At 49.6% G+C, this 26208-nt stretch carries 27 protein-coding genes, 2 tRNA genes and 1 other RNA gene; 12 read left to right on the forward strand and 18 right to left on the reverse strand.

Annotation, left to right across the window (positions count from 1 at the left end; all coding sequences use genetic code 11):
• Nucleotides 1-27: 27 nt before the first annotated feature.
• Both rnpB and AAA857_RS00200 read right to left on the reverse strand, forming a co-directional pair.
• An RNA gene (gene rnpB / locus AAA857_RS00195) (RNase P RNA component) lies at nucleotides 28-324 on the reverse strand.
• Between the two features lie 55 nt (nucleotides 325-379).
• Nucleotides 380-5374: a hypothetical protein gene (locus tag AAA857_RS00200; RefSeq protein WP_338171866.1), complete on the reverse strand. Its 4995-nt coding sequence runs from the start codon at nucleotides 5372-5374 to the stop codon at nucleotides 380-382.
• A 99-nt stretch (nucleotides 5375-5473) separates the two neighbouring features.
• On the opposite strand from AAA857_RS00200, the gene rpiA reads away from it, so the two are divergent.
• Nucleotides 5474-6169 carry a ribose-5-phosphate isomerase RpiA gene (gene rpiA / locus AAA857_RS00205; protein ID WP_338171868.1) on the forward strand — a complete coding sequence of 232 codons (696 nt, stop codon included), beginning with the start codon at nucleotides 5474-5476 and terminating at the stop codon, nucleotides 6167-6169.
• Nucleotides 6170-6225: 56 nt separating this feature from the next.
• Nucleotides 6226-6302, forward strand: a tRNA-Lys gene (locus AAA857_RS00210).
• Nucleotides 6303-6311: 9 nt separating this feature from the next.
• Here AAA857_RS00210 and sodX read toward each other — a convergent pair.
• The 3 genes from sodX to AAA857_RS00225 all read right to left on the reverse strand — a co-directional run bounded on the left by sodX (nucleotide 6312) and on the right by AAA857_RS00225 (nucleotide 8037).
• Nucleotides 6312-6608 (reverse strand): nickel-type superoxide dismutase maturation protease, encoded by a 297-nt coding sequence (gene sodX / locus AAA857_RS00215; RefSeq protein ID WP_338171872.1) that lies wholly within the window; start codon nucleotides 6606-6608, stop codon nucleotides 6312-6314.
• A 9-nt stretch (nucleotides 6609-6617) separates the two neighbouring features.
• Nucleotides 6618-7064 carry a superoxide dismutase, Ni gene (sodN, locus tag AAA857_RS00220; protein ID WP_338171874.1) on the reverse strand — a complete coding sequence of 149 codons (447 nt, stop codon included), beginning with the start codon at nucleotides 7062-7064 and terminating at the stop codon, nucleotides 6618-6620.
• Nucleotides 7065-7128: 64 nt separating this feature from the next.
• A complete protein-coding gene (locus AAA857_RS00225) occupies nucleotides 7129-8037 on the reverse strand; it encodes a hypothetical protein (RefSeq protein WP_338171876.1) in 909 nt (302 codons plus the stop codon).
• Nucleotides 8038-8162: 125 nt separating this feature from the next.
• Between AAA857_RS00225 and asnS the strand changes: the two genes are divergently transcribed.
• Entirely contained in the window at nucleotides 8163-9512 is a 1350-nt protein-coding gene (gene asnS, locus AAA857_RS00230) for an asparagine--tRNA ligase (RefSeq protein ID WP_338171878.1), read from the forward strand.
• Between the two features lie 136 nt (nucleotides 9513-9648).
• On the opposite strand, the gene AAA857_RS00235 is transcribed toward asnS, so the two are convergent.
• Complete coding sequence (locus AAA857_RS00235) at nucleotides 9649-10410, reverse strand: HAD hydrolase family protein (protein ID WP_338171880.1); 762 nt, start codon at nucleotides 10408-10410, stop codon at nucleotides 9649-9651.
• A gap of 22 nt (nucleotides 10411-10432) precedes the next feature.
• Nucleotides 10433-11263: a hypothetical protein gene (locus AAA857_RS00240; protein ID WP_338171882.1), complete on the reverse strand. Its 831-nt coding sequence runs from the start codon at nucleotides 11261-11263 to the stop codon at nucleotides 10433-10435.
• Nucleotides 11264-11365: 102 nt separating this feature from the next.
• Here AAA857_RS00240 and AAA857_RS00245 point away from each other — a divergent pair, with 102 nt between their 5' ends.
• On the forward strand, nucleotides 11366-12307 hold the full coding sequence (locus tag AAA857_RS00245) for a glycosyltransferase family 2 protein (protein ID WP_338171884.1): 942 nt from the start codon (nucleotides 11366-11368) through the stop codon (nucleotides 12305-12307).
• On the forward strand, nucleotides 12294-12626 hold the full coding sequence (locus AAA857_RS00250; protein ID WP_338171886.1) for a peptidylprolyl isomerase: 333 nt from the start codon (nucleotides 12294-12296) through the stop codon (nucleotides 12624-12626). Before AAA857_RS00245 ends, AAA857_RS00250 begins: the two co-directional genes overlap by 14 nt.
• An 89-nt stretch (nucleotides 12627-12715) precedes the next feature.
• Here AAA857_RS00250 and AAA857_RS00255 read toward each other — a convergent pair.
• From AAA857_RS00255 to AAA857_RS00265, 3 genes are all read right to left on the reverse strand, one after another.
• Nucleotides 12716-12793: transfer RNA gene (locus tag AAA857_RS00255), tRNA-Pro, on the reverse strand.
• Nucleotides 12794-12827: 34 nt separating this feature from the next.
• The gene (locus AAA857_RS00260) at nucleotides 12828-13268 is read right to left on the reverse strand and encodes a hypothetical protein (protein WP_338171887.1); all 441 of its coding nucleotides are present in this window, start codon (nucleotides 13266-13268) and stop codon (nucleotides 12828-12830) included.
• A 31-nt stretch (nucleotides 13269-13299) separates the two neighbouring features.
• Nucleotides 13300-13941 (reverse strand): hypothetical protein, encoded by a 642-nt coding sequence (locus AAA857_RS00265; RefSeq protein ID WP_338171889.1) that lies wholly within the window; start codon nucleotides 13939-13941, stop codon nucleotides 13300-13302.
• 51 nt (nucleotides 13942-13992) lie between these two features.
• Here AAA857_RS00265 and AAA857_RS00270 point away from each other — a divergent pair, with 51 nt between their 5' ends.
• Nucleotides 13993-14283, forward strand: a complete 291-nt coding sequence (locus tag AAA857_RS00270; RefSeq protein ID WP_338171890.1) for a hypothetical protein — start codon at nucleotides 13993-13995, stop codon at nucleotides 14281-14283.
• Here AAA857_RS00270 and AAA857_RS00275 read toward each other — a convergent pair whose 3' ends face one another.
• Both AAA857_RS00275 and AAA857_RS00280 read right to left on the reverse strand, forming a co-directional pair.
• Nucleotides 14284-16188: a beta-CASP ribonuclease aCPSF1 gene (locus AAA857_RS00275; RefSeq protein ID WP_338171892.1), complete on the reverse strand. Its 1905-nt coding sequence runs from the start codon at nucleotides 16186-16188 to the stop codon at nucleotides 14284-14286.
• Between the two features lie 87 nt (nucleotides 16189-16275).
• On the reverse strand, nucleotides 16276-16896 hold the full coding sequence (locus AAA857_RS00280; protein WP_338171894.1) for a proteasome subunit beta: 621 nt from the start codon (nucleotides 16894-16896) through the stop codon (nucleotides 16276-16278).
• Nucleotides 16897-17038: 142 nt separating this feature from the next.
• Between AAA857_RS00280 and AAA857_RS00285 the strand changes: the two genes are divergently transcribed.
• Both AAA857_RS00285 and AAA857_RS00290 read left to right on the forward strand, forming a co-directional pair.
• Entirely contained in the window at nucleotides 17039-17683 is a 645-nt protein-coding gene (locus tag AAA857_RS00285; RefSeq protein WP_338171896.1) for a hypothetical protein, read from the forward strand.
• Complete coding sequence (locus tag AAA857_RS00290; RefSeq protein WP_338171898.1) at nucleotides 17683-18321, forward strand: ZPR1 zinc finger domain-containing protein; 639 nt, start codon at nucleotides 17683-17685, stop codon at nucleotides 18319-18321. Before AAA857_RS00285 ends, AAA857_RS00290 begins: the two co-directional genes overlap by 1 nt.
• Here AAA857_RS00290 and AAA857_RS00295 read toward each other — a convergent pair.
• The 3 genes from AAA857_RS00295 to AAA857_RS00305 are packed head-to-tail and all read right to left on the reverse strand — an operon-like array spanning nucleotide 18318 to nucleotide 21018.
• Nucleotides 18318-19703, reverse strand: coding sequence for a tryptophan--tRNA ligase (locus AAA857_RS00295; RefSeq protein WP_338171900.1), 1386 nt, complete (start codon nucleotides 19701-19703; stop codon nucleotides 18318-18320). The genes AAA857_RS00290 and AAA857_RS00295 overlap by 4 nt on opposite strands.
• 26 nt (nucleotides 19704-19729) lie before the next feature.
• Complete coding sequence (locus tag AAA857_RS00300; RefSeq protein ID WP_338171902.1) at nucleotides 19730-20164, reverse strand: hypothetical protein; 435 nt, start codon at nucleotides 20162-20164, stop codon at nucleotides 19730-19732.
• Between the two features lie 17 nt (nucleotides 20165-20181).
• Nucleotides 20182-21018 (reverse strand): hypothetical protein, encoded by an 837-nt coding sequence (locus tag AAA857_RS00305; protein ID WP_338171904.1) that lies wholly within the window; start codon nucleotides 21016-21018, stop codon nucleotides 20182-20184.
• A 122-nt stretch (nucleotides 21019-21140) separates the two neighbouring features.
• Between AAA857_RS00305 and AAA857_RS00310 the strand changes: the two genes are divergently transcribed.
• From AAA857_RS00310 to AAA857_RS00325, 4 genes are all read left to right on the forward strand, one after another.
• The gene (locus AAA857_RS00310) at nucleotides 21141-21926 is read left to right on the forward strand and encodes a lysophospholipid acyltransferase family protein (protein ID WP_338171906.1); all 786 of its coding nucleotides are present in this window, start codon (nucleotides 21141-21143) and stop codon (nucleotides 21924-21926) included.
• Between the two features lie 167 nt (nucleotides 21927-22093).
• Complete coding sequence (locus AAA857_RS00315; RefSeq protein WP_338171908.1) at nucleotides 22094-22666, forward strand: hypothetical protein; 573 nt, start codon at nucleotides 22094-22096, stop codon at nucleotides 22664-22666.
• Nucleotides 22667-22716: 50 nt separating this feature from the next.
• The gene (locus tag AAA857_RS00320) at nucleotides 22717-23511 is read left to right on the forward strand and encodes a thymidylate synthase (protein WP_338171910.1); all 795 of its coding nucleotides are present in this window, start codon (nucleotides 22717-22719) and stop codon (nucleotides 23509-23511) included.
• An 8-nt stretch (nucleotides 23512-23519) separates the two neighbouring features.
• Nucleotides 23520-23987, forward strand: coding sequence for a dihydrofolate reductase (locus AAA857_RS00325; protein WP_338171912.1), 468 nt, complete (start codon nucleotides 23520-23522; stop codon nucleotides 23985-23987).
• On the opposite strand, the gene AAA857_RS00330 is transcribed toward AAA857_RS00325, so the two are convergent.
• The 3 genes from AAA857_RS00330 to AAA857_RS00340 are packed head-to-tail and all read right to left on the reverse strand — an operon-like array spanning nucleotide 23988 to nucleotide 26178.
• Nucleotides 23988-24356, reverse strand: coding sequence for a MazG nucleotide pyrophosphohydrolase domain-containing protein (locus AAA857_RS00330; protein ID WP_338171915.1), 369 nt, complete (start codon nucleotides 24354-24356; stop codon nucleotides 23988-23990).
• 36 nt (nucleotides 24357-24392) lie between these two features.
• Complete coding sequence (locus AAA857_RS00335) at nucleotides 24393-25244, reverse strand: MTAP family purine nucleoside phosphorylase (protein WP_338171917.1); 852 nt, start codon at nucleotides 25242-25244, stop codon at nucleotides 24393-24395.
• Complete coding sequence (locus tag AAA857_RS00340) at nucleotides 25231-26178, reverse strand: hypothetical protein (protein ID WP_338171919.1); 948 nt, start codon at nucleotides 26176-26178, stop codon at nucleotides 25231-25233. The genes AAA857_RS00335 and AAA857_RS00340 overlap by 14 nt, the downstream gene beginning before the upstream one ends.
• Nucleotides 26179-26208: the final 30 nt, after the last annotated feature.

Below are 26208 nucleotides of genomic sequence, written 5' to 3' on the forward strand. Positions count from 1 at the left end.
TAATTCGGTTGTATTTGTTGAAGTGGAGGGAGTAGGGAGTAAGCCCCTTTCTGTTCCCTTTCGGTGATCGCATTCAACTGTGCGTCCTACCTGTTCCTCGTCGTGCCGAGTTAACGGAACGGTTTGGACTTGCTCCAGCGGGGTTGCTCGTCTCATCGACAACAAGGCAATCTCGGTCTTTCAACGTCATCGTACACACCTTGCATCGTTCGTTTCTGCAGCATTAACCCAACCATTTCTGTTTGCTTCCTTCTGTCAGCCGCTTGCACTACGGAGAGGGGACTTTCCTCAGAGTCGAACTCTGTCAGCGATCCTCCTACTCCCTCCATGCGGAACTGTTAGCCTCTCGCATTTCAATGCGCCGTTGAAAGGAAAACATTCACTGATAGGGATTTTCACCAGGTGAAGAAACCTCAGCAGAGGCACCATATGGACCCTTTTGATTGGTTGGTTCTACCTTCTGGCGGGGAGGAGTTGGTCGGGAAGGTGCTGTGGTTAATTCCGGAACCGATTCTCGGCGCAGTCCATAGACAAGGAGACCAATGAGGCTCAATGACAGCAATCCGACGACGACCAGCAACGATGAATTCACACTCGCTATACTCCCTAACACACCCTCAGTACGAGGCTCGTCCACACGAACCGTACTGGATTGAACCGAAGGGCCGTTAACGATGTTAATTTCGAGCCACATCGTACCGTCACGAGTTGGTTTCCATGAGTAATCGTAGAGTACGGTTTCACCGCTTTGAATCGTGAGCGTTTGGGCATCAAGTTGGGTCCTGGCCCCGGTTGATTCAACAAGATTTACGATGACCTGGGCCTCACCATCTGCGAGACCGAAGTTGGAGATCATGGTTGCAATTTCAACATAATCGCCTTGGTGAATATCAGATTTAGGGTCCATCTCCACCTTTGAGAAGGCATACTCCGGAACCCGTTGTTCGAGCGACCAAACTCGAAGAGGCGAGTCTATGTCATTGAAGACCTCATTCACAGGATGGCCGGCCGCATCCATTCCGGTAACCCAAATTCGCAGTTCAACAGAGCTTGTGCGGAACACAGGAAGCATCAATTCATCCAAATCCAACGCAGCTCGAACAGGTATGGATGTACCTGAGAGTCTTTCACCCAATATCTCAAGGGCAATACTTCCGTTATCATAAACATATGAATTAATGCCGAGTCCCGCCTCATTTAAGGACCAATGGAGGCGAAGTGTGGATTCATCCAATTGTGAATTTTCATTCAAACGCAGTTCAAATTGCAAGCCTTTCCAATCCTCTTCCTTGAGCTCGGAATTGGCTGATGGACGGTCAATTGCAGTCACACTCGGGGCTTGATTGTCAACAATAAACCAAATGAAAGCCGAGTTGTCTCCTCGGTAAATCGCCCCATTAGGGGCGTCGAACAATCCTCCAGTCAAACCGTAGGTATTCTCCTGTAGCGGAGCCATAACGGTTCCAAAGAATGAACCGTTAACTGTTTCAAGAACCACTGAATTTTCGCCTAAATTCATTTCCACATCAAGGTCCTGCTGCAACGAACCTCCTGTTCTGAACCACATCAGTGAACCTGAAAGGTCAAACGTGGTTCTGGGTTTGACCCAGTAGCCAAGTGAATCGCTTGCTTCATCGCCAAGTTGGATTGACAATGAGTTCTCATCAAACACAACTTCGCTTGAGAACTTCCACCCTAATTTTTCAAGAGTGAAGCGGTTTGATTGTCCTGATTGGTCCAACATGATGATGTTTGGAATACGGAGCAATGAGGTATCTGCATCGTAGCCCCATTCAATTGAGAAATTGGCTTCAAATGCACCGTTTCTTGAGAATAAGTCTCCTGCTTCAGTCGGTACCAGTCGACATGATTCCACATTGACGTAATTATGAGAGGAGGAGCAGATACCCGTTGATTGGTTCCAAGAGATGGTCGCAGGAGTCGGCGTATTTGAGGCCAGTGAAAGATGAATTTCAGCGAGGTCAAAGATTCCATTCTTTTCCCAAATAGGGACGCTGATGGTATTGGTTTCCCCCGGATGCATCCATGGATTTACCCCTTGCTCCCATCCAACGGTTGCTGCTCCAAGAGAAGGTGCTCCGTTATCGTTGATTTGAACGTGGAAGAGAGGAGTTGAATACGATCCTGAATCCATCATGAGGTGCCCTGCACTGTCTGCGACTTCCAACCAACCCACGAAGTAATCTCCGAGTGTTGCATCCGATGTGTCCAAGAGCAACGTATACTCATCCATCAGCAAGGTGAGATTTTCTGGTTGCATGAGGTCGAGAGAATGGATTTCTTCGAGGTCCATTGTGCCGTCCTGATTGGCATCGTCCATCCATGAGAGCCAAACGTGAGCCTTCGCATGAGTTGGAAGGTGAGGACGGTCACTGATGGTGAACGCCAAGGAAGTAACGGGGCTAGAATCACGATTGTCGAAGGTCTCAACATCGGAGGAAATGAGGGTCGGCGCAATGTTATCAAACAGGAAAGTGAATGATGTTTCAACCTCATGAACAACACTTTGCCCTCTGAGAGGAATCACTTCAACGCCGAGGTCAATTGAGGTTCTTCCTGTTGGAATGCTGTAGGGGAACAGCGCGACGCCGTCGGAGTATGAAGAGGTCGTAGCGTATTCCGCTCCATCGACCATGAACCGAACCAACGCCTGTCCTGTACGCGGTGACCCTTCGTCAACGCCTTCAAATCCGAGAACCACTTCAATGTTGATGAAATCCCCAGCACGAAGGTAATGGTGGGTTGGAGTAGAGCGAATTCCATTGCTGGAGAGAACCGACCACGATTCAAGTGAAATGTCATTCTCAACACCCTGGTCGTTTCCTAAACCAAAGCTTGCTGAAACTGGTAGCATTGGACCCGTGGGTGCAAGGAAATTGACGGCCATCACGGCAGAGGGTTCGTCATCCCAAGAATCTGGGAATTTGAACCGATGTTGAATTTCTAAGAAACTGCCCGCTGAGGTCGCACCAATTGAGCCGGACTCGCCGTCATCAAACCAGATGAGTGGGATGCCGCTTGTCGTGCACGATGAGATACTGACTGGAGTGATTGGAAGGGCGTTGACGGGGCAACGAATGTTCGTCTGCTGGCTTGGACCGAACAAATTCAATTCAACATCCCAAGAAGATTGCTCTGCATGTGTGAGAGCGTCCGACACACCAATCCCCGCGAAATCGAACGTAGCAGCTGTTTCAATCCAATCGTTGCTCGGAACAAGCGTGTTTGATACGTTTTCTACAACAAAGGAGACGGGCTCAACTGAGGCTTGTGTTTGCAGATCAGTGACAGTAAGGGAAATTGCTCCTGTACCATCCATCCTGACGGGCAGAGCGATTTCTTTCTGCCCTTGGACAGCAACAACCGAAGATAGGGCATCGTTCAATCCGATGACAAGTGGATGGACGGCATTGAAAGAGAGGGTCATTTCCGAGTTGTACGGGCCAAAGACTCCACCAAGGAGGACGTCTCCCGAAGACAATGAAGAACCAATACGAATCTGTAGGTTTGCCATTTCTAGCGAAGGGAGGCCAACGGTGTTTGATGCGGTTCCAAGAGCGGTATTTAGCGAGTTCAGTTCGGTTTGAGTAAGAGATACAACCTCCAAATCTTGAAGGTTGGACAAGCCACGATTAAGGATATCTTGGCCGTTGACTGACATGGCCATAAACGGGCTTAGAAGTTCCAATTCAGGTGATGCAAGTGCGAACTCAAAAGCATCCACTCCATCGGTAGGTAGCGCGACATCAAAGTTAGCAGAGCCTGATGGTGATGTTGCGATGGTCTGCCACATCCTACCGTTCAACAATTCATCTTGTAACCCTAGCGAACCTAAACCGTTTCGTTCCATTGACCATTCAGGAGTGCCATCAAGGCCGACATCAAAGCGAAGGCCACGAACAACTGAAGTCCGTACGAGTTCCACCTCAAATGCGTCCCATGTATAGGTCCCACCGGTGCTCTTCATACGGAATTGAGCCATGAATGCTGGAGCATCAAGGTCAAGGTTTCCTTCTGAGTCCAAAGTCAGCCAAGTAGAACCTCCATCGATTGAAACATCCATCACTCCGGGCCCGATGACACTGTTTGAGGATTCTATGGATGAAAAACCACTTCTGACATGGAAGGTTTCAGACGTAACTGTACCGCTGCTGCTAATGGCTCCACTGGTCTGCCATGAACCCGATTGTATGTCCCACCCGTCTCCTGTGGGATCCTTATCGAATGTTTTCATGAGATGGCCATCGAAGGAAATGCTACGGATCTCGCTCTCGTCACTCCCGGAACCTTGCACCATGTGCAGTTTCATGCGGACAGAGGGGTATTCCATCCAATCGATCATCCCAAAATCCACCTGAGTTGAAGTCATGTGCTCAAAGCCCGGGACAGGAAGCATCGATTGTGCATCCAAGAGTTGCCACTCAAAAACAGCCGATGAGGCAATGCTCGCATCCATGTGCATGTAACCGTAGGTTTTCTCTTCACCTCGTCCTAAATCCCCGGGTCCAAAAGCAGGAGATGTCCAGTTACCTTCACCGGTTCCCGAACCACTCGTGGGCGTGATGACGATGTCATCAACCCAAGCCGTGTCTGAACCCGAACTAACGCTCCCGTCTTTCAAATATTTCCAAGTCAATGTTTGAGCAGTAGCGGGAATCGTGAAGGTTTGCTGTGCGTTGTTCACCGTTCCAGACCAGCGTTGCGCATAGCCGCTGAATCGTGAACAACCGGTATTGTCAATGCAAAAGAGCAAGTAATCATAATTGGATTCGGATGAAACGCTGTATTGGAAGGTTCCAGATGAAGCTGGGAGTTGAGAAACATCAAGCGTCATACGAGATTCTTGATTGTTGGAGATGGTGCCCGCTTTGGCCAATTGTTGCCCGCCGAGACGGGTATCTGCAACAATAGCCCAGTTTGAAGTTCCAGCCAAACTCCACTCGGGTTCAAAAGTTCCAGATTCGAAATCGTATTCCCAATCTTGAGGGAGGATCATGAGCGAAGACGCGTTGACGTCCATGCCGTCGTATACCGAGCCTTGGTCAAAATCGCCAACTTCGTTCCATGAAGTAGCGACTGAATCGCTAAGGTCTGATGCTTCAATATCAAGACCTAACGATTCGACTGCGTGGCCATCTGGGACGCTAATCGTGACTCTTTGGTTGGCTCCATCAGGCCATGAACCAACGGTCAAAGTGGTTGCTTGACCGAGAGTTGACGCCTCAAAGTCTGCCGAGGGACCGTCGTTTGACAACGATTGGACCGGTTCAGGGTGAAGTACTGGAACCAATGACAACAGAAAAAGTATGACCAGCCCGGCTGCAATGATTCCACTGCGGTGCGCTCCCCTCATAGGTCAAGTCATGAAATCAAAGGTCTAAAGCCTTCGGACTGAGATACTTGAGGATTCTTGTTGAAGAAATACAATAGGGCGGGTGCATAAGCACACGTTATGGACGTTGAAGCGCTCAAAGCTGAAGCAGGTATCGCCGCATGCAGGTATGTCACAAGTGGAATGAAAGTGGGCCTTGGCACGGGCTCAACTGTGAAATACACCATCTTGGAACTCGGCAGAAGAGTTCGAGATGAGGGATTAGAAATCGTTGGCGTCCCAACATCTCTTGCAACCGAACAGCTCGCAAAGGAGCAAGGAATTAAGCTCTGTGAACTTGATGAATTGGACGGACTGGATGTAGTCATCGATGGAACAGACGAGTTTGACCCAGAATTTCAACTCATCAAAGGTGGGGGAGCAGCTTTACTCCGGGAAAAAGTCGTAGCCCAATCCTCTGCAAAGATGGTCGTTGTAGCCGATGACCGCAAAAAGGTCGACTGCTTGGGAGCCTTCCCACTTCCGATTGAAGTCACCCCGTTTTCCTACGGCACCACGCTCCAAGCCATCCAAGAGACACTCGGGTGTGAAGCGAGCATCAGACAGGGAGAAAACGGACACCTTGTCACCGATAACGGGAATTTCATCATCGATGCTCAAACCGGTGCAACCATCACTCATCCTGCCCAAACCGAGGGAGAACTGCTCCACATTGCCGGGGTCGTACAGGTAGGATTGTTCACCAACATGTGTGATGTCGTGATCTTAGCCGGTGTTGATGGCGTTTCGGTTTTAGAGAAGGAACACACATCATGAACCGTTGCTTTAGCACGGGCATGAACCGTTAAATAGGCGGGGCGGAAGGCCGAAGTGGGCCTGTAGCTTAGTCAGGTAGAGCGATGGACTCTTAATCCATCGGCCGCGGGTTCGAACCCCGTCAGGCCCGCCATTCAAACCGTCACTCCAAGAGATAACCGACAATGGCTGAGCGGTGAACTGGGCCGAAGTTGTGGGAATCTTCCGAACCAAGGGGGTCCGGTTGGTCTCCAACCAAAAAAAAGCGCCCATCGGGCTCCACTGAATGAACCCGTTTGACCACGAGCACGTCAAGTTTCAATGGATGCTTTGCTAGAACGACAACTCCGGCATCCACATGGTGTTGATCTAAGAGATGAGCAAAGGTGAGTGTATCTCCGTCACTGAACGTGGGCCACATGCTGTCGCCTTTGATACGAACCTGAAACGGTTCGGACATAAATGGGCCTCAGGAAGCTCGGATCCAGGGGACTTCTCGTCCCTTGACGGCCCAGAACATGTTGTGAATTGCTTCACATGCATCCATGAGTTCTTGGGCGTGATGAGATGAAACTTCAACTTTGCAAGCAGAGCAGAGTTTAGCAGCATGCCAGAAGGTATCGTGCAAATCTGGGTTTCCTTCGAGGTGCTGAGGTTTGAAGAAATCGGTCCATAGAACCAAGAGTTCATCTTTGCACTTTTGTGCTTCTTCTTCTTTGATGGCTGCATAACGAGACATGGTGTTGAGGTAGGTAGCCATTGCAGGTCCGTCAGAGGTTTCAGGGCAGGTGAGGCCAAGCATTTTTTTGGTCATGGATTGAACGGCTTCAGCAGCAACACGAGCACTTGCAGGGTCGTAAACGCCACATGGTCCATCACAGTGTGCTTCGGCTTCAATGAAAGGGGTTGTCTTCATGATTCATCCCAAGGGTCGCCATCATATCAATGTGATTCTTTCACCAAGGTGGAGAATGAGCCATCTACGAAACGGTAAATGCGGTTCCACTTTCACCACGAAGAGCATCAAGGACGGAACCTGGGGTACAGAAAATAGCTTGGCCTTCATTCAGAGCTCCAACATATGAGCACAAGGCGGTGACCTTTGGAGCCATCGAACCAGCAGGGAACTCCCCCGCCTCGTCCATTTTCATAGCCTCAGCCACTGACAAACGGCGCAGAGCCTTGGCCTTGGGCGTACCAAATCCGGTGTAAACCGCATCTGCGTCGGTTGAAATGATGAGCGCATCTGCCTTGAGGTCGATGGCTAACCTCGAGGAGAGCAGATCTTTGTCAATCACTGCTGGAACTCCAAGATGATGCCCCTCACGGTCGACCACAGGGACACCTCCACCACCACCACAAATGACGACGGCTTGCAATTCAACAAGTTTGCGAATGACGTCCAATTCAAGAATCTGAAGGGGTTTGGGGCTTGCAACGACTCGGCGAGGCCCATGGATGGTTTGTGCAATGTCCCAATCAGCAGACATGACGGTTTTGGAATCAAGAATCGGACCAACAGGTTTGGTCGGAGTTGCAAAAGCCGGGTCGTCCCCATCCACCAGTACCCGAGTCAGAATCACAGCGGTTCGTTCGGGGCGAAGCCGACGCTGGAGAATACCTTGTAGATTCATAGAAAGTTCGTGCCCAATCATGCCCTGAGTGGCCGCCACCCACGATTCAAGAGAATGTACGCCGTCTCCATCCATTTCCATGAGGTAGCCCACTTGTGGCCCGTTCCCATGGGTGATAATGACCGTCCAATCCATTTCCAACATGTCGATGACATCGCTCATAACCCGTGCGAGAACTTCAGCGCTGCTGGAAGATTCTGCTTTTGGAGGTTGCAAGGCATTACCACCTAAGGCATAAACCGCCAACTTTTTCATGGACTTTCATTCCCGCCGATGGTTTTGACCCTTTGCACGATTTAATCACAAAGCCATTGATTTCTCTCAGTCATGGGAAGGGTGACATTGAATTAGACGCCCCGAATGGAACAACAGGTGCGAGTATGACCAAGACCGTATGGATTGGAGATGTGCAAGATGGATTGCATGATGGACAGACCGTTGAACTGAAAGGATGGGTTAAGCGTACTCGAGGTTCCAATAAAATGCGATTCATCGTTTTGCGTGACTCAACTGGAGACATCCAATGCGTCGGTAAAAAAGACACCATTGGAGAACCTGCTTTTGAGGCTCTAAAAGAAGCACTCATTGAATCCAGCGTGATACTGAACGGAACCGTAAATGTTGACGAACGATCACCGGGTGGACATGAACTCGTGGTCGAAACGGTTGAAATTGTCGGGGCTGTTGACCCAGAGCGCCCGTTTCCAATCAATAAAGAAGCCCTTGAGGTGGTTGATGAAGACGGAGAACCCATGCCTGGTGGTTCAGAATTCCTGCTCAATCACCGCCATCTTTACCTACGCACCAGCCGCATGACCACGATGTTGAAACTGCGAAGTTCTGCATTTGGCGCCATTCACAACTATTTCAGAAATGAAGACTTCATTGAATATCAGGCACCCAACTTTGTGGCTGGGGCAGTTGAAGGCGGTTCAACATTGTTTGAAGTCCCTTATTTTGGGGAAACCGCATACCTCACACAATCTTGGCAACTCTATGCTGAGGCGGCCATGCCTGCCCTTGAACGGCTTTACACCATCGCACCCTCATTCCGTGCAGAAGAATCCCGTACTCGCCGACATCTTACTGAGTTCTGGCATGCTGAAATGGAAATGGCTTGGGCATCCAACGATGAGATCATGGCTCATGGTGAAGGCGTCGTACGCCACATAGCACGTACACTTCTCGAAGAACGGGAGGCTGAACTTGCGTCAATTGACCGTGACCTGGATCTGGTGGCGCGTTATGCTGACAATCCGTATCCAAGGATGCGTTATGATGAAGCTGTTGAAACCCTACAAGGAATGGGCGTTGATGTCAAATGGGGAGATGATTTGGATTATTCTAAGGAAAAAGTACTCACACAGGACTTTGATGTCCCTCACTTCCTCACACACTACCCCAAGATCGCCAAGCCGTTCTACCACCGTGTTGACACTGAAGACGAAAAATACGTTTTATGCCACGACCTCCTTGCACCCGAAGGTTACGGTGAAATCATTGGAGGAGGCGAACGCACATGGTCTGAGGAGGAAATTCTGCGACGACTTGACGAAGAAGGAACGCCTCATGAACCGTACCAGTTCTACATTGACACCCGTGCATACGGCGGTGTGCCTCACGGTGGATTTGGTCTTGGCGTTGACCGAGTGGTCAGTTGGCTCTCAGGGGCATCCCACATTCGGGAAGTCATTCCGTTCCCCCGAACATCACGCCGTGTCACGCCGTGATCAAAGCAGCGGCTTGCCGCATTCAGGACAAGGCAAACCCGGAAGAAATTCTCCAAGTAGAAATCCGCAATGCGGGCAGAGCGAAGTCAAGAAATCATCTCCAAACACCATGATGCTCACACCACGAACGGTTTCTTCAAGGTTTGGGTATCGACAGGGACTCACAAATCCGGTCCAATACAAGGCCCAAATCCTTCTCTTCAATGACAAAATGAGCGTGCTTTTTGGGCTTGTCATCCCATGGATTGAAGAGGATTGCGCAACTGCTTTCATGAAACATTCCAATGTCGCCTGATGAATCACCAACAGAGGCTGTATGCTCTTTTAAGACGTTTAAACGACGTTGAAGCATCTTAACAACCGAGCCCTTTCCGTCCATTTGAACTTGATACCGACCGTAGTCGTTGATAAGAGAGTCACCCGATTCCAGCGGAGTGGAAGCCAACCAGCCATTGGTAAAGACATGCAACTTTGAATCCATTCCACCTGCTTGTTCACGAGCGGTGTGGCGGTCGATTCCCCCCCACCGCCTCCGCCAAGGCTGATTCGAGGGAAAGCAAGCCGCAATGTCTCTCGCAGTCTTTTGTAAGCCACCACTTACAATGGCCACGTTGACGCCTTGGGAAAGAAGGTGGGCAATCAGGAGTTTCCAGCCCTTCATCATCGGCATGCCTGCCATCAATGAGCGGAGATGGTCGTCTGTGATCGGGTGGTCGAAGGAGGATTTGATGAGCGCCAGGTCCAGTTTGATCCAATCCCACTCATCGAGTTTCCCTTGGTTGTAAAGTTCAAAGGATTCATCGTTTGAGATTCCGAGCTGGTCGTAGACAAACTGCCATGTCGACAAATGGTCGACCAAAACTCGGTCCATATCTAAGCATACCAATTTCTCGACCATGTTCTTCATCTCCACAAGAAATTCAGCTTTGCTTTGGCCAGTTGTATTGGTGTTGTATTCGTTCAACTTGCTTCCCCATGATGTACAAAATGATCGCCACCATCATGGCAAAGAGTCCGATAAGCGTCATAGCAATGGTTGCAAGCGTCACGCCGATTGAGGTGCTGTTAAGTTCGGTGAACATCGTAGCTAAATCTCCTGACAAACGGTATCCAAGAACAAAGAGAACCACACCGGGAATCCCAAACAACAGGAGCGGATGCTTTGATTCAAGCATCCAATAGAACAGTTGTGCAAATCGGGATGCAGTAGCGAGAGACTCACGTTGTGGAAGATTAATGGGGGCTTCCGCTTCAACAAAACGAACCCGCAATGAGGCGGGCACATCTTGTTGTGTGGCCAGGGGCGACATGCCTGCAAGAGCCAGGCATCCGTCTTCACTCAAGACAAGATGTTGCATTTCTGTGGATGCGAAGACAACATCTTGGTCATCTTGAGGGACAAGTGATTCATGCTTGTAGGTATAGTGGATGTCCCAAGGTTCTCGAGCACGGTTTACAGAGAGCGGTAAATCGGACATTTTCCAAGCGCGTGAAACTTGTAGAATCAAACTCTTCCCGCTCGTTTCTTCCTGCTCCCGAAGATAGGATGCGATGGACTGCGGTGATAAATCCGAATTGTAGTGGTATACTGTGCATCCTACTTCCTGAGCCAATTCAACCGTTTCATCGTTTGAACCGGTGTCCAGAACGATGACATTTGCGGCCACTTCCTTGCATCGAACGATCAACGATACAACACGCAATTCAATGTCCCGAGCAACCAGAACGAGGCGATGAAGGGACTCAGTCACAAAGTGGCCTGTTAGGGATGACCTATGAATCCTGTTCCCCTTGGAGGCAAGACGATAGCGTTTCAAGCGTACTTTCATGAGAAGCCGACTGTAGGAGCAACCATGCAACACGGCTGGAGTGTGGGTGTCGTCGTGCCTGCTCGCAACGAAGAATTGCATATTGCAGGTGTTCTCGAAACACTTCCGTCATTTGTTGACCTTGTTGTGGTCATTAATGACGGCTCTACCGATTCAACGGAACGGTGTGCCAGAGAAGCCGCATGTTCCGCCAAAGTCATCGTCCTCAACACCCAGGGAATTGGTGTAGGTGGTGCAATTGATCGGGGGCATCAATGCCTCTTGGAACAACTTGAGCCACCCTTTGCAAGTACGGTTATGGCTGGGGACGGGCAGATGAACCCTGGGGATTTAGAGGCGATTCTTACCCCGGTGATCTCTGGTCGCTATGACCATGTCAAAGGGGACCGTTCACTTCATCCAAAGGGTTACAACAAGATGCCGATATTACGAAAAATCGCTTCATTCATATTGGCTTTCTTCACATCACTCGCTGCAGGACAACGCATCAGGGACCCGCAATGTGGATTTACAGCGACCTCCCACAGAGTCCTCCAATCCTGGAACTGGGAGAAGTCCTGGAGTGGCTATGGATATCCAAATTTTTGGCTTATTCAACTCGCAAAAAAAGGTTGGACCATCGGTCAAATACCCGTTGAATCCATCTATAGAAAGGAAACATCCGGGATAAAACCGGTCTCATTTTTCATCCGAGTCGGGGCGATGATGGCGGTAGAACATCACCGTCGAAACGGTTCATGGATCTGCTCCAAAGAAACACCGATGCCTACGTACGGAGCATTGCTCGCTTATTCGCTGGGGTGGGTGCTCTTGTTCAATGGAACATTAGGAGCAATGGGCTCCACTGTTGGAATCAAAGGATGGCAGTCTTGCCTTGCAGGAATGTTCTGCTGGTTCGTTGCACACCTTTTTGATAGAATGGCGACTGTGGCGAAACAGAAGGTGAACAAACGTGCGACGACATGATCGAAGAAAGACACCACGAAAGGCGCACGCCCGTCATATTCTCGTCACCAACAAACCGGATGCAAGAGAGTTACTTGAAACGATTCAAACGTCTAAAAAGCCGTTCAAGGTCTTCAAAAAACTAGCGAAGAAATACTCCAACTGCCCAAGCGCTAGCAAGGGTGGCGATTTAGGGGAATTCATTGAAGGGCAAATGGCGCTGGATTTTGAAGAAGCGGTTTGGTCTGCAGAACTTGAAGCCCCACCAAAATCGTACGTAAAAACTCAATTTGGATTCCACATTATTTGGGTTCACTCCGTTGGTGAATACCAACGCTAGGGTTGCAAACCTGAGACATAACCCCCGAACGTACTTTTGACCGAAGAGATGTCGGCCATACAACGCTTACGCGAGGATTGAGGCATTGATGGTGGGCGTACCAAGATTTGAACTTGGGTCCAAGCGTCCCAAACGCCCGAGTATAGGCCAAACTAACCCATACGCCCGTTATCCTTGGCCACGAGGTCTAACCTATGAACTTCACTCAAGGAACTGCCAGCGACCTTCGCCTGTTCGGAGCACTAATCCTTCTTGTTCAGCACGCTCCATGAGGCCGTCAGCGTCCATATCAGCATGTTTTGATGCGAGAATTGAATCGACCGTGATACGCCCAACGGAATTGTCTTCATCGCACCGGCGTCGTACCTGTTCAATCAACACGTGGGGAGAGGGGGCTTGTGGTTGGTCAAACAACAATTCGTTTCCGGACAATTTTTCTCTCAAAGCATCCCGAAGAGGTTCGGGCGTGTTTGCAAGGGCGACTTCCAACCGGAGTTCAGATGAAGATGATGCTCTAAAGCACACTTCTGCCCCCTCACCGATGCGTTGTCCACAATGCGGACACCGTCCGGACACAGAACGATGGCCGAAACATAACTGACACCCAGGGCATCGAATGACCAACCAATTTTGTTCGCTCATAGTTCTTCACTTCCGTGAGTACACATAAAGTTCACAATGTGAAATCATGATTGTTCTGAGGCTGACCTGGTCGCCGCGCCGGAGCTGCAGGAGCCTTTGTGTCAACACGCTTCTTGGGGTCCTCGGCTTTCCGAGTCAAAGCACCACGAATTGGTCCTGTTCGAGTCTTTGCTCCAAACGTCAGGGAGTCCGGTAAAATCAAGGCTGCAATGGCCACACCATGATGGTCTTGACCCGCTGTAACTTCGTCAACTGCTACATCGAACTCAATGACTTCCAAATCTCTACTCGCAAGTCTTCGTTGAAGGTTTCGACGCAATAAGAGAACTGTTTCCTCGTAATCAAGAGCCGTTGTTATGGTCGCAACAATGGTGCATTCATCACCTTCAGGTGTCACACAAGAAGCCCAAGCCACCCCCGCTGACGCAGAAGAGCCGCTCCAAGCATATGCTGTAGCGAGATGGCACTCAACCAGTGAACCCATTGGGAGTGGGCGAGGAGGTGTTGCACCAAAGCCGAGCGGCAACATCGCACCCTGGGCTTGAATGATGCGTGCATCACCCAAACCGAGTTCGACCAATCCTTGATCAAAAGCATCTTCTGCATTTTCTCCCCAAGGGGCTACTGCTGTCATCAACCAACCGGGACACGATGGCCCTGAACTCCGCTGCATAACGGTACACTGTCGCAACGGGTTCATGAACAACATGGTGCTACGATTACCATGGCCACAAACCCAAGACGCATCATGATCGGCGCAGCCTTGGTCAATGTATTGATGTGGATCGGAGCTGTTTTCTTAGAAAGTAAGTACTCGCTCGCATTGGTCATTGCGACATTGATCGTCACTGTAATCGGAGCAACTTTAACGATTTGGAACTCGGATAAATCATCAAGTGGAACTTCAACGATTGGTGGCCAAGGCACTCATTTCGGAACTGCACTACGCACTTCAAAGGTCAACGAACCACTGCCTGACCCGATGGACTATGACATCGAGATGCCTCTGTCGTAATCACAGGAGCCGTACGGTTTCAAGGTTCTTAGGAGCGTATGTTCGGCAGCGGTATCGCTCTCTCAACGTGTGACCGAGTTCGTTGCATTTCTGATAATCTCCGTGATGGCAGATGATGTTGCGCGGCTTGGGGTTCAACTGGTCTACGAAATCGAGAAGTTGTCGGCGGTCTGAGTGGCCGGAGAAACCGTCAATCGTAACCATTTCGCATCCAATCTTGACAATTTCTGTTTTTCCGTTAATCATCATTGGAACTTCTCCGAAGCCCTTTTGCAAACGACGTCCAAGGGTTCCTTCTGCTTGGTAACCAACGAAACAAAGAGAGTTTCGCTCCTCATGAGCCCAGTTCTTGAAGTACTCCATAACCGGACCTCCATTGAGCATTCCTGACGTAGCCAAAACAATGCATGGCGACGGGTCCATGACGATGCTTTCACGGAGTTCACGACCCTTAACCGGGCGGAACCATTCGCTTGTAAACGGGTTTTCCCCATCGTCTTTCAACAGGGACTTGCTCAAAGCATTCGTGAGGTATTTTGGATGCGATGCGTGAATGGCTGTGGCTTCTTGAATCATACCGTCCAGCCAGACCGGAACGGGTTTTACCGTACCTGAACGGAAGAGTTCATCGATGGCGATCATCACTTCCTGGCTTCGCCCTACAGCGAACACGGGACAGATGATCTTACCTCCACGCTGCAAGGTCCTTGAGACAATGTCTTGCAATTCTTGATTGGCTTCTTGACGAGAAGGTTGGTAGTCGCCAGAGGCGCCGTAGGTTGATTCAATCACCAGAGTTTCAACACGAGGGAATCGAGTATTGGCCGCATCAAAGAGCCATGATTTCTCATACTTTTGGTCCCCACTAAAGACGATGTTATGCTTGCCGTCAGCGATGTTCAGATGGACTGCTGATGAACCTAGAATGTGACCGGCGTTGGAGAACGTCAACTTCACATCGGGAGCAATATCGGTTGTTTCTCCCCAATCGACGTCAACTACATGCTTCATGCACATGCGTATGTCTTCCATATCGTAGGGAGAGCGCTTTCCTTCCGCTCCACCTACTTTGAGGTAGTCTGTTTGCAACAGCAGCATCAAGTCACGAGTAGGGGGTGTGCAGTAAACTGGACCCCTGTATCCATACTTGAACAAGACCGGCAACATCCCAGCATGGTCGAGATGCGCATGCGTCAGTACGACAGCATCAAGTTTCTCAAGAGGAAGAGCTTCTGGCGCGGTAAAATAAGGCATAGGGTCGGTGTCCGATGCGATGTTAACACCGACGTCAATCATGACACGTGATTCGTTAGTCGTTACAAAGTGACACGCTCGGCCTACTTCGCGGTAGGAGCCGAGGGCAGTAACACGCGCCCAAGTCGCACCAGGGCGAGTGGGTCGGTGGATGTTCAGGCCGAAATCTTTCAGGAGTTTACGTCGCTCTTCTGCTTTTTCTTGACGGTAGCCGCGAATGTCGTGCACGGTCTTTGAGAACAGAGGCGGGGTTCGCTCTACCTTGACAGACCAGCCGGTCTCATCTCGGACCTTACGAGTGTTTTCCCCACGACGGCCAACTGCCGTTCCGGGGTTCTTGCATTGAATGGTGACTTCACGGTAACATCCATCGAAATACATTTCAGTAATTTCTGAATCTTCGGGAATGATTTTTTTAATGATCTCTTTTGCATCGTCAATGTCCATAATAGCATCAACAGGAGAACGAAGTACAATCTTTCTTTTAATTCGCTTCGCAATCTTCCCGATAAGGCCATCACGGCCACCGAATTGATCCATTTCAGTTGTAATGATGGCGATGTTGCCCGCTTCAAGGTCAACGGTGTAATCGATTGCTTTTGGCACAATCTTTGCGATCTCATCTTTCAGTTCTTTGTAGGTCATTTGCATAGTATCTACCTCTATCCTGCGTCATCACACTGCCTGTGACATGCCCAATAGGGCGAATGCGGAATGTCCGCAGGAATTGGAGGAGGCTCACTTGAGGAGCTTTGCTATGTCTTCTTGAGAGACTTGTTGATAGCCAGATGAGGGTGTAATAACTGCTAAGTCCATACCGTTTCCGGAGGCTGCATCACGTTGGCCTGACGCGTAAAGGGCGCGGGCTGCCAGTTTTAATGCATCCGATTGGGACATGCCTTCGCTGAACCCATCTTCAAGCACACCGTACATGTAAGGAGAACCGGACCCTGTTGCACAATATGCGTCGGGAATTGAACCACCAGCGGAATCGATGGAATAGACATGACCACCGTCGGCGTCGACGCCCACGATGAGCAGTTGAACCCAGTGAGGGCGCCCTGATAGAATGTTAGCAGTGAGTGTTGCAGCACCTTTTACGGTCATTGGTTGTTGCCGACGAAGTTCAAACAGAGCAACTTCAGCAGTGAGTGTTCGGGAGAGTGACTGAGCGTGTCCGACGAGACCGGCCGTTGTGAGAGCAAGGTTATCTCCTATTTTGAACAACTTTTGCACGCTTTTGTTAGCGATGAAATGTCCCATTGTGGCTCGATGATCTGCTCCAACAACTACACCTCCTTTGAAAGTGATTCCTAAGGTACTTGTTCCGGTTTTGAGGACGCCCTGTTGTTCGGTCATGATTTTCCCTTCCGTTGACACTCTTTGAACCTTGAGGCTCTAGATTACGGTTGGTGACGTCCTTTATGAAGGTCACGAAATGTCGGAGTTGGGGTCCAAACCCCGTTATTGACCGCTGAGACGGGAATGAAGGGGAGTGTTGATGAAGCCCCTCCATCTTGGTCGTTTTGTGCGAAGAAAGAAGGCAAAGGTTCCGGACGAGGCTCAATCCTCCTTGGATCGATTTTCAGGAGCCCCTGAAGAACCCCCTATTCGCACTCCGGCAAAGGAAACAATCGTTCCAGTCATGCCGGATTTGGACCTCCTTGAACAAGCAGAGAACAAGTTATCCATGCCCCAAAACGAAGAAGCTACTGGAAACGATGAACTGCGAAGGTTCCGTATGCCGAGTTCCGAGCATGAAGCAGTTTCCAGCCCCCCGACGTCATCAATGACATTCCATGATTTAGACCTCATGTACCCAAATGCACCCGTTCCCGTTGAAGAAGACGGGATGGTCATGCACAATGCAACACTCCATGACGTGACGGGATGCCATCAACTCATGGATTGGGTCGCTGAGGGTCACGGCTGCATTGTCGAGATGAAACGGCTGATCAAACGCAAAACCGAATTTACTCAAGCATTGAATCGCCTTCACACCTTCATCGAAGGGGACCTCCATGGCCAAATTATTCAGATGACAGAAACACGACTGATGCTTTTACCGGAAGGCTGCCGTGGCCTCAAGGGAACAGAAATGGAAGGATTTGCCGTTGATAGAAGTGAATTTACGGATGTGAATTGATGGACGAACAGGACATTGACATCCCTTGCCCGATCTGTTCGGTAAGCGGCACGGTCAAGATGATTGCTCATGTTGATGAAATTCCATATTTTGGAGAACACACGCAAGTAACTGTTCAATGCCACGAATGCGGATGGCGGCAAACGGATTTCATCCCAGCCGAAGGAAAAAAGCCGGGTGGCTGTTCATTGTTTGTGAATTCATCCCAACGACTCAGTGCGCGAGTGGTTCGCTCTTCGTCGTGTACCGTCCGAATACCAGAACTTGACCTTCAAGTGAATCCGGGTGGGAACTCAACAGGCTACGTATCGAATGTGGAGGGGGTTTTGAATCGTTTTATTGACGTCATCAATCTAGTAAAGCGAGGTCATGAGGCTGAAATTCTACGAGCAGAGGACGATACCAGTCGCCTGGAACTCATCAATGAAATGGGTTCGTTGAACATGATGCTTTCAAGGCTTGAATCACTGAAAGAAGAAGAGATTGATGAACCGATCACTCTGGTCCTTTTGGACCCTCATGGACATTCGATGATCCTCCACTCGGACACGGTTGACAGGGAACTTACCGACGAAGAACTCGCAGAATTGCCCGTTGGGCCGGACCCTGCCGTATTTTCAGCCGAAGAATTGGATTAAACCGAATCTGTTGCGAGGAAATCGTTAAGCAAATGCGCTGTCTGATCCCGCATCTCGTGGAGGTTCGACATCCATTCTGTGGCTCGGTCAATACACAGCTGCTTCATTTCACCGGCAAGAATGTTGCCGGCTCGGTAACCTGCATTGATTTCAGCGAGGTAGGTGTCATCGTCTTCAAAGAAATACATCATGTACTGGTAGGCTACATCAATGTCTGGGTTTCCACCAAGCCGGCGGTGCTCCTCAACCGTTGCTTGGCTGCCTGAAAAAGCCCGCTTGATTTTCTTCTCTACGGTCCCAACATCGTCCTTGAGAAACAAGGTTGTCTTGGGTTTACTGCTGCTCATCTTATCCCCGGTCATTCCGACGGCAAAGTGATGGTAGGTAGAGGAAGGTGCGAGAAGCCCTGGACCGCCCAATTGACGCTCAAGGAATAACAAAGCCATGCGAATACCATGTTTGTCTCGTTGTGTTGCGGAGGGGACGTGGACCGTTCCTTGCTTTGGGCTTGACATGATATCGGAGAACCCGAGGTTCATCAACGACTCAACGATTTGAGAGAATACTTGCTCGACTTTGGACCGGTCAATCCGACCGTTAGGCATCTGGCCGAATACAGCAGCGTTTTCATCGTGAACTGAAAGGCTGATGATCAAGCCTCGGGATGAGGCGTCTTTGAGATTGAACCAATTGGTCTTGCTTGCAAGACCACGAGTTAATCGGAGATGAGGGTCTTGGTCGACGCCAACTGGAACAACAATCGGACGAAGACCGCCATATTCTTCCGTTTGCGGATGCAAAATATCCCCCACTTGAACCAACGGCGCTTGCACGTGGGCAAGGTTGGTTTCACCGTTGAAGCCATATATGGCTTCAAATTCATTCAGATTGGTACGTTTCCCCAGTTGGAAACCGAGTCGCTGAACCACTGGCCGCCTTGATTGAAAGTACACGTTTGTCTTTTCAGGGTCGAGACCTAGAGCCGCATAATTAGCGATGTATTCCTCAAGGGCAATCTTACGACCTTGTTCAAGTCCGACACCTCGTGTAGCCTGGCTTTCCAAATCTGCAACGGCTATGGTAACATCTCCACCTTGATGTTGGAACCATTTCACTTGTTCAATGACCATTGAGTGCCCGAGGTGCATCTGACCACTGGGCATGAGTCCAGTCAGCACACCAAAGGGGTCTCCTTTTCGCTGAGATTCTTGGACTACATCGAGGTCGCGGTGAGCAAAAACAATTCCGCGACGATGAAGACGAGACGGTTCTGAAATCGTTGTGGGGTTCAGGGGAGTCAAACCAAACTGGTCAATGATACGGTCATAATCAGTCGACTGCGCACTTCCCCACGGATCGATGGTGATGTCCTGGTCGCCCATGGTGTTTGCCTCCATGTGATTGTCGATTACTCTTCAGCATCAAGGCTTCGCTTCATCTGTACAGAATCCGGTTGTTTCGATGGTTCCGAACCTGCACCGAAAAATTGGCTAAGAGGGCCAATTCCTTCTCTTCCGAGAACGGCCATCATACCCACCGTTGACGCAAAGGCGACTCCAAGCACAGCATAGGGCATCCATGCCGCACCTTCTTCTGAAGAACGTGGCGTTAACAGCCAAGTAAACCGTACATTATCGTCGCCAAGGAAACGTTTTGACCATTTGAACAAGTCACTCGTTTCATGTCCTGCAATGGTTACTGCTGCTGAATGATTGTTCCAAAATTCGGTCAATCCGAGTACATCATATTCGAGTTCTGAGTCGTTGAAATGAAGTTCAACGGGCTCTCCGTTCTTTACCGAGAGGAGGACAACACCGTCGTCCTGCTGCCGCCAACCTTGCATCGCATTTGTTTCGCCCTCTATAGAAGCGCCTCATCTCCGGATATCAGGACCTTTGAAACATCCGCAGAACTCGTATTTAATTTCCAAGTCAACGGTAGATTCCAACCCACAAGTTCACCGGAAGTGCAAGCTTCTGTGACGAGTGATTCAAACCTCAAGATGGAACCTTCATCGGTAACTTCCGAACTATGGCTGAATTCATAGCACCGATGGGCGGACCAATACGACCATGCTTCACCCCACGTGGTTAGCCAAACATCCTCCGCATCATTCAGATAGGTGAGAACTTCACGATCGTGACGAACGGTAGCATCGTTAACGCGACCGATCCAATACAGATTGACAAGGCCTCCTTCTGAAATTTCTTCTTGAATGGAATCAAGAGAAGCCATGCCCTTTTCCAAACTTCCACCTCGTCGCCCAAGATTATACCAATCCCATACATCCTTTGGAGTATCTGTAGAATTCAGCCATGCTGAGTCTTCGAGTTCGTTTTCGTCACCATGGACGGCAAATCCTTGGGAAGCAATTCGCTCATGCTGAGCCATGGTCAGGGTTGATGGAGTATAGGTTGAGAGGGGGTGGACGCCCCATTGGCTTGCGTTGATCCGTTCTGTGATGTATGACTGGCAGGATTGGGCTACTGCACCCGGGTCGTTGTACCAACTCAGCCCCGGCATACCATAGCACCCAAATTCATCTCCCAACTCCAGTCGGTCTGTGCCGTATGATGTCTGCAACCATCCATCTTCATCCCACGCACTCTCTGCAAGAGCCACAGGATGGAACAGGATGAGAACCAAGGTACTGGTGAGCAAGACGGACAGTCCTCTACCCTTCGCAGCATCTCGCATGGTTTTGGCTTCACGATGTAGCCTTTGACCGTTGTCGTTGGACCGTATGACCTGCTCAAATGTTCATTTGGCCCACAAGAGAGGAAGAACAATCAAAACCAAATCCACCGCATGTGTGGTTCATGGAGCATTCCGAAGGGGTGGAAAAGGGGTGGCTTCAACTCAAGGAACATTGGGAAATACTCCCCTATCCACCCTCGGTTTCTTCGACGCCAGCATACAGCATCCTCCGAATGTTCCTCTCTCCATTATTGCGACCGTTGTTACGCTGGAAGATCCGTGGGGCGGGAAACATCCCGAGAACAGGGGCGACCATTCTCGCTGCAAACCATCTATCTCACGTTGACCCCATCGCCGTGATTGCTGCCGCACGTAGAACAACTCACTACCTTGCGAAGGACGGGCATTTTAGCAAACCTTTGGTCCGATTTGTAATGAAGGCGACTGGACAAATAGAAACGCAGCGCGAAAAGGGAGGGAACGAAGCACTGGCGAGTGCAGCAACCGTTCTTTCAAGTGGTAAAGCACTCGGAATATTCCCCGAAGGGACGCGGTCCAAACGGACAGAGGAACCGTTTTTGTTACCTGGGAAAACAGGGGTTGCACGGTTAGCTGCCGCCTACCCTGACGCCAGCGTTGTACCTCTCGCCATCAGAGGTTCCCGTCAGTTTATGACGCCCCAGGAACATAAACTTCCCCGCTTATGGAGGCCCCTTAGCGTCAATGCGGGAGTTCCGATTTCTTGGTATTCTTGGCTTGGACATCAATCGGGAGGCAACCATACCTTCGAAAGTCTCAACGCACTATCGACGCTTGAAGTCCATGAGGTTCGGGCAGAGTTATCCCGATTGTATCGGAACTTTACCGACCAATTGATGGAGTCACTCAAAGCGCTTGGTGCTCCCTGAGACTTTATCTAATGTTGGCGTTGCATTCTTGTGTGATTGAAGTAGCGACAGCCTTAGGTCTTGTAAAATTCCCGAGGAGTACACTCCAAGAAAAAATTTCAGCTGAGGTTCGGGCGTTTGAATTGCTTGCAAACGTGATTGAACAGTCATGCGAATGGTATGTCCGCATGAACGATAGAAAACAAGTTGTCATCCATACCTACGATGATAATCCGAGCCTCATGATCGACCCCTGTGCTACGGTTGAACGATACTACAAAGACGGTAACGAGCACTTGGTCAATTACATGTTTGATGGCTCTATGATGGCGTCGCCCTGCGTTGTTGTAGCCAGCGATGCACCGACATGTGCCATCATTGACACCGTCATATCGCTTGTTTTGCTGGCGGATTCTGGCTGGCCCGCAAAACAAACACCGGTTACATTAGCCTTGATGCGTAAAAATCTACGTGATAGCATCAGGAATGTCCCGCATGGTTCAAACATCACCGAGGAGGATTATGAACGTCTTGAATGCATCAATGAACTCCTACAGCACGGCGTCTATCAAGATGCCTTGGAGGCCATTGGGGAGCATTCACGGAGGTGTTACACGTGCAAGGGTTGGACGGATGAGGAAGTCCAAGTCCACATCGAACCTTATCTAGTGCGTATTCCAAGCGATGAAATCAATGCATACCTCGCCTCACCAAGCGACCCAAATGATACAAGATTCATCGCTCATGTCGCCTTGGAGTAAGGTAAGAAGCCTCAAGTGCTTTCGGCGGTGAACGGCCGTTAGGTGACAAGATGAAAGCGTACTTGGATTTGATGCGGCACATTTTGGAACACGGGGTTGACAAGGGCGACCGTACCGGTACCGGAACAAAATCTGTGTTTGGGTACCAAATGCGATTTGACTTAAGCGAAGGATTCCCCATGGTCACCACCAAAAAACTCCACCTTCCATCCATCGTCCATGAACTGCTCTGGTTCATCAAGGGTGATACAAACGTCAAGTATCTTCAGGAGAACGGCGTTCGAATTTGGAACGAATGGGCTGATGAAAACGGAGATTTAGGGCCCGTTTATGGAAAGCAGTGGCGTAAGTGGGAGGGTAAAGACGGTGAGGTCATTGACCAACTCCAACAAGCAATCGAGGCCATCAAAACCAATCCGAACAGCAGGAGAATCATCGTATCGGCTTGGAATGTTGGTGAATTGGAAGAAATGGCGCTCATGCCCTGTCATGCCTTTTTCCAATTTCATGTGGCTCAGGGGAAGTTGAATTGCCAACTCTATCAGAGAAGTGCTGATGTGTTCCTTGGGGTGCCGTTCAATATTGCATCCTATGCACTTCTGACTCACATGATGGCTCAGGTGTGTGGACTTGAAGCAGGGACCTTTGTTCACACGCTCGGTGATGCACACTTGTACAACAATCACCTTGAACAAGCTGCGTTGCAAATCACCCGGGAACCAATGATTCTTCCACGATTGAAGTTGAATCAAAACATTTCATCCATCGATGAATTTACCTATGAGGACATGGAAATCATTGGCTACAATCACCACCCTCACATCAAAGCTCCAATTTCAATCTAGGTGATGACATGATTTCCATGATATATGCCTGCGATGAACAAGGTGCCATCGGAAAGGATGGGGATTTACCATGGAGGCAATCCACTGACCTTCAACACTTCAAGAGAATCACACTCAATAAATCAATTGTCATGGGTCGAAAAACTTGGGACAGTCTCGGAAAAGCACTGCCCTCCAGGCGCAACATTGTGATGTCAAGAAAAGGCGTTGACAACATCGAGTGCATGACCTTTGAACAGGTTTTGGAACTTGCGGAGAATGAAGAAGTTATGATCATTGGTGGAGGAGAAATCTATGCTCTATTTTTAGAACACGCCAAAGAAATCCATCGGACCATCGTTCACACCGTTGTGGAAAACGCCGACACATTTGCACCCGATATCTCCGATGTTGGCTTCTACTTACTCGGGGAGCGACACGTCAATTCGGGAGAACGGGATGAACATGCAATGACCTTTCAGCATTGGATTGTTTGATCATTCGGGCCGGTACTCTGTAACACGAATGCCGAGTCGTCCTTGAAGGGCTTCTCGCTTCATGATTCGCTGATACTTCTTCTCAAAAGCAGCTTTGAGGTCAATCTCCATCGCCAGACTGTGACCCATGAGAAGAATAAGGACATCAGCCATCTCTTCAGCACATTCATGGAGCGGTTTTCCTTTCGTAATTGCGGCTGCTAATTCTCCGAGTTCTTCGATGGTGAGGGCCATCCTGTACCCCATATCATGACCGTTTTTCCCTGCGAAATCATGCTTGTGATGAAAGGCTGCAACACGTTTCATCATCGATTCCCATTCATCTTGTGGTTCATGATTCATCCATTGGTCAACGTTGCGTCCTTCCATATCGGAGGCTCTTGTCGGCAAACCAAGAGGTTTGCGTCAAGACAGAAGTTCGAGCAAGCAGGCCCAAATGGGTTCCAAGCGGTCGTTTGCTTGTGCTGAAACTTCCTCGTGATTGAGATCTTTGGTATCATCCCCCGGTTCTCTACCTGCCCCCCAGTTTGAGGAGATGCAAACGGCCGCATACGGGAGATTGAGTTCTTTGGCGAGCTTCGCTTCTCTCGGCATCGTCATCCCAACCATGTCGCCACCAAGCAAACCAATGGCATTGACCTCTGCCTTTGTTTCAAACTGAGGACCTTGAGTTAACCAGTATGTGTAACGCATTCGTTCAGCAGGTTCGAACCCTTGACTCGTTCTTAAAGCAGCATCGAGCCGGTCATTCATGGATGCATCAAACGGAATGGTGACGGAAGTAAACACCGACTCATCATCGTGGAACGTAGAAGCAACACCCGTGAAATCGATGTATTGTTCGGCTAGACCCACCTTCCCAGGCGGAAAAGACGCATCAATTGCGCCAACCGAGCAAACCGCCATAACTCCGTCTAAATTTGCATCGTGCATCGCACGCATGTTGGCTCGATGATTGATTTGATGGGGAGGGCAACCATGCCCGCTCTCATTGTGGTGGCGTTGGAGAAAAATCAATTCTTTCTCTACGCCTTGAGCGTCAAGGGTGATGCAGGTCAAAGGAACGGGGCCATAGGGCGTATTCGTTTCAATAAGTTCTCTGCGAACAACTGTAATCCCATGCTCTGAGAACCGTTCATCAAGGTTCATGTTCACCAAACCCGTGCCCCCAATAATTCCCAAACGCAACATACCACGCTGAGCGAGCACCACCATGTGAACCCTGCGGAAGGCTGACGGGCGTTCATTCCCATCCATTCATGCTGTTGATGGTTTGGACCGCCTCAACGACATCCCCGTCTTCCCACCAATCAACCGCCACGAATGTTGGACGCTTGCCGTGCTGCTGCCAGCATTCCTTGGCTCGAACAACGAGGAAATCCGGATTGTTTGCTTCATCCCCCCGAGTTGGGTCTGACAAACCAAGAGGACCACTCAACCAGTTATTCATGTGATAAACGGATTGTTTCGGGTCGCCACGCAGCGGGTCGCAGTTCATATCTTCAGGATTCTCTTCAGCAAAATTTGTGGTCCAACTGTGGGTTAAAAAATCGTGAATCCATGGGTAATTGATATCTGCTGATTGTTCCCAGAAGACGACAAGTGGGTGTTCTGAAGCAATCATTTGCTCAAGTGTTGGCCATGGGGAATTGAGCTCGTGAACAAATGCATGCTCGGTCAGTCCGGATTCAAGAAATACAGCAGCAAGATGTTCTGGTTGGACGTAATTTTCCACCAATAATGTAACGACATCGTTTGGAGCATCTTCCATAAGCGCTGCTAGAGAAGACAACCATGAAACTGCATCAATGCCGCCATAGATACAAGGGCTTGTCCCACGGTCATCATCGCCATGACACAACCGGACGTTTCCCTGACTTTCGTCGTTGAGATTTTCATAATGTGTATCGATCATAAATGCACGAACGCCAGCGTTCCATTGAGAAACAAGGCCGGTTTGGTGATTGCTTGCAGGGTACATGATTCCATCTTCATGTGTCGCAAAAGCATTGTGTGTTTCAGGAAACGTCACATCGTCATACGATCGAGAACACAAGTCAACCTGGCCGTTGCATTCGACTCCTTCCAACAAGGGTTCCTCAATTCCAGATGACGATTCAATGAGGCCAGTAGTACAACCTGGGAGAATGAAGACAATGAACAACAGAAGTGCAGAGGTCCTGTTGCCCATAACATACGCTCTATTGACTCAATCAAAAAA

Origin of the sequence: Candidatus Poseidonia alphae, from assembly GCF_943787815.1 — an archaeon.
Taxonomy (GTDB): domain Archaea; phylum Thermoplasmatota; class Poseidoniia; order Poseidoniales; family Poseidoniaceae; genus Poseidonia; species Poseidonia alphae.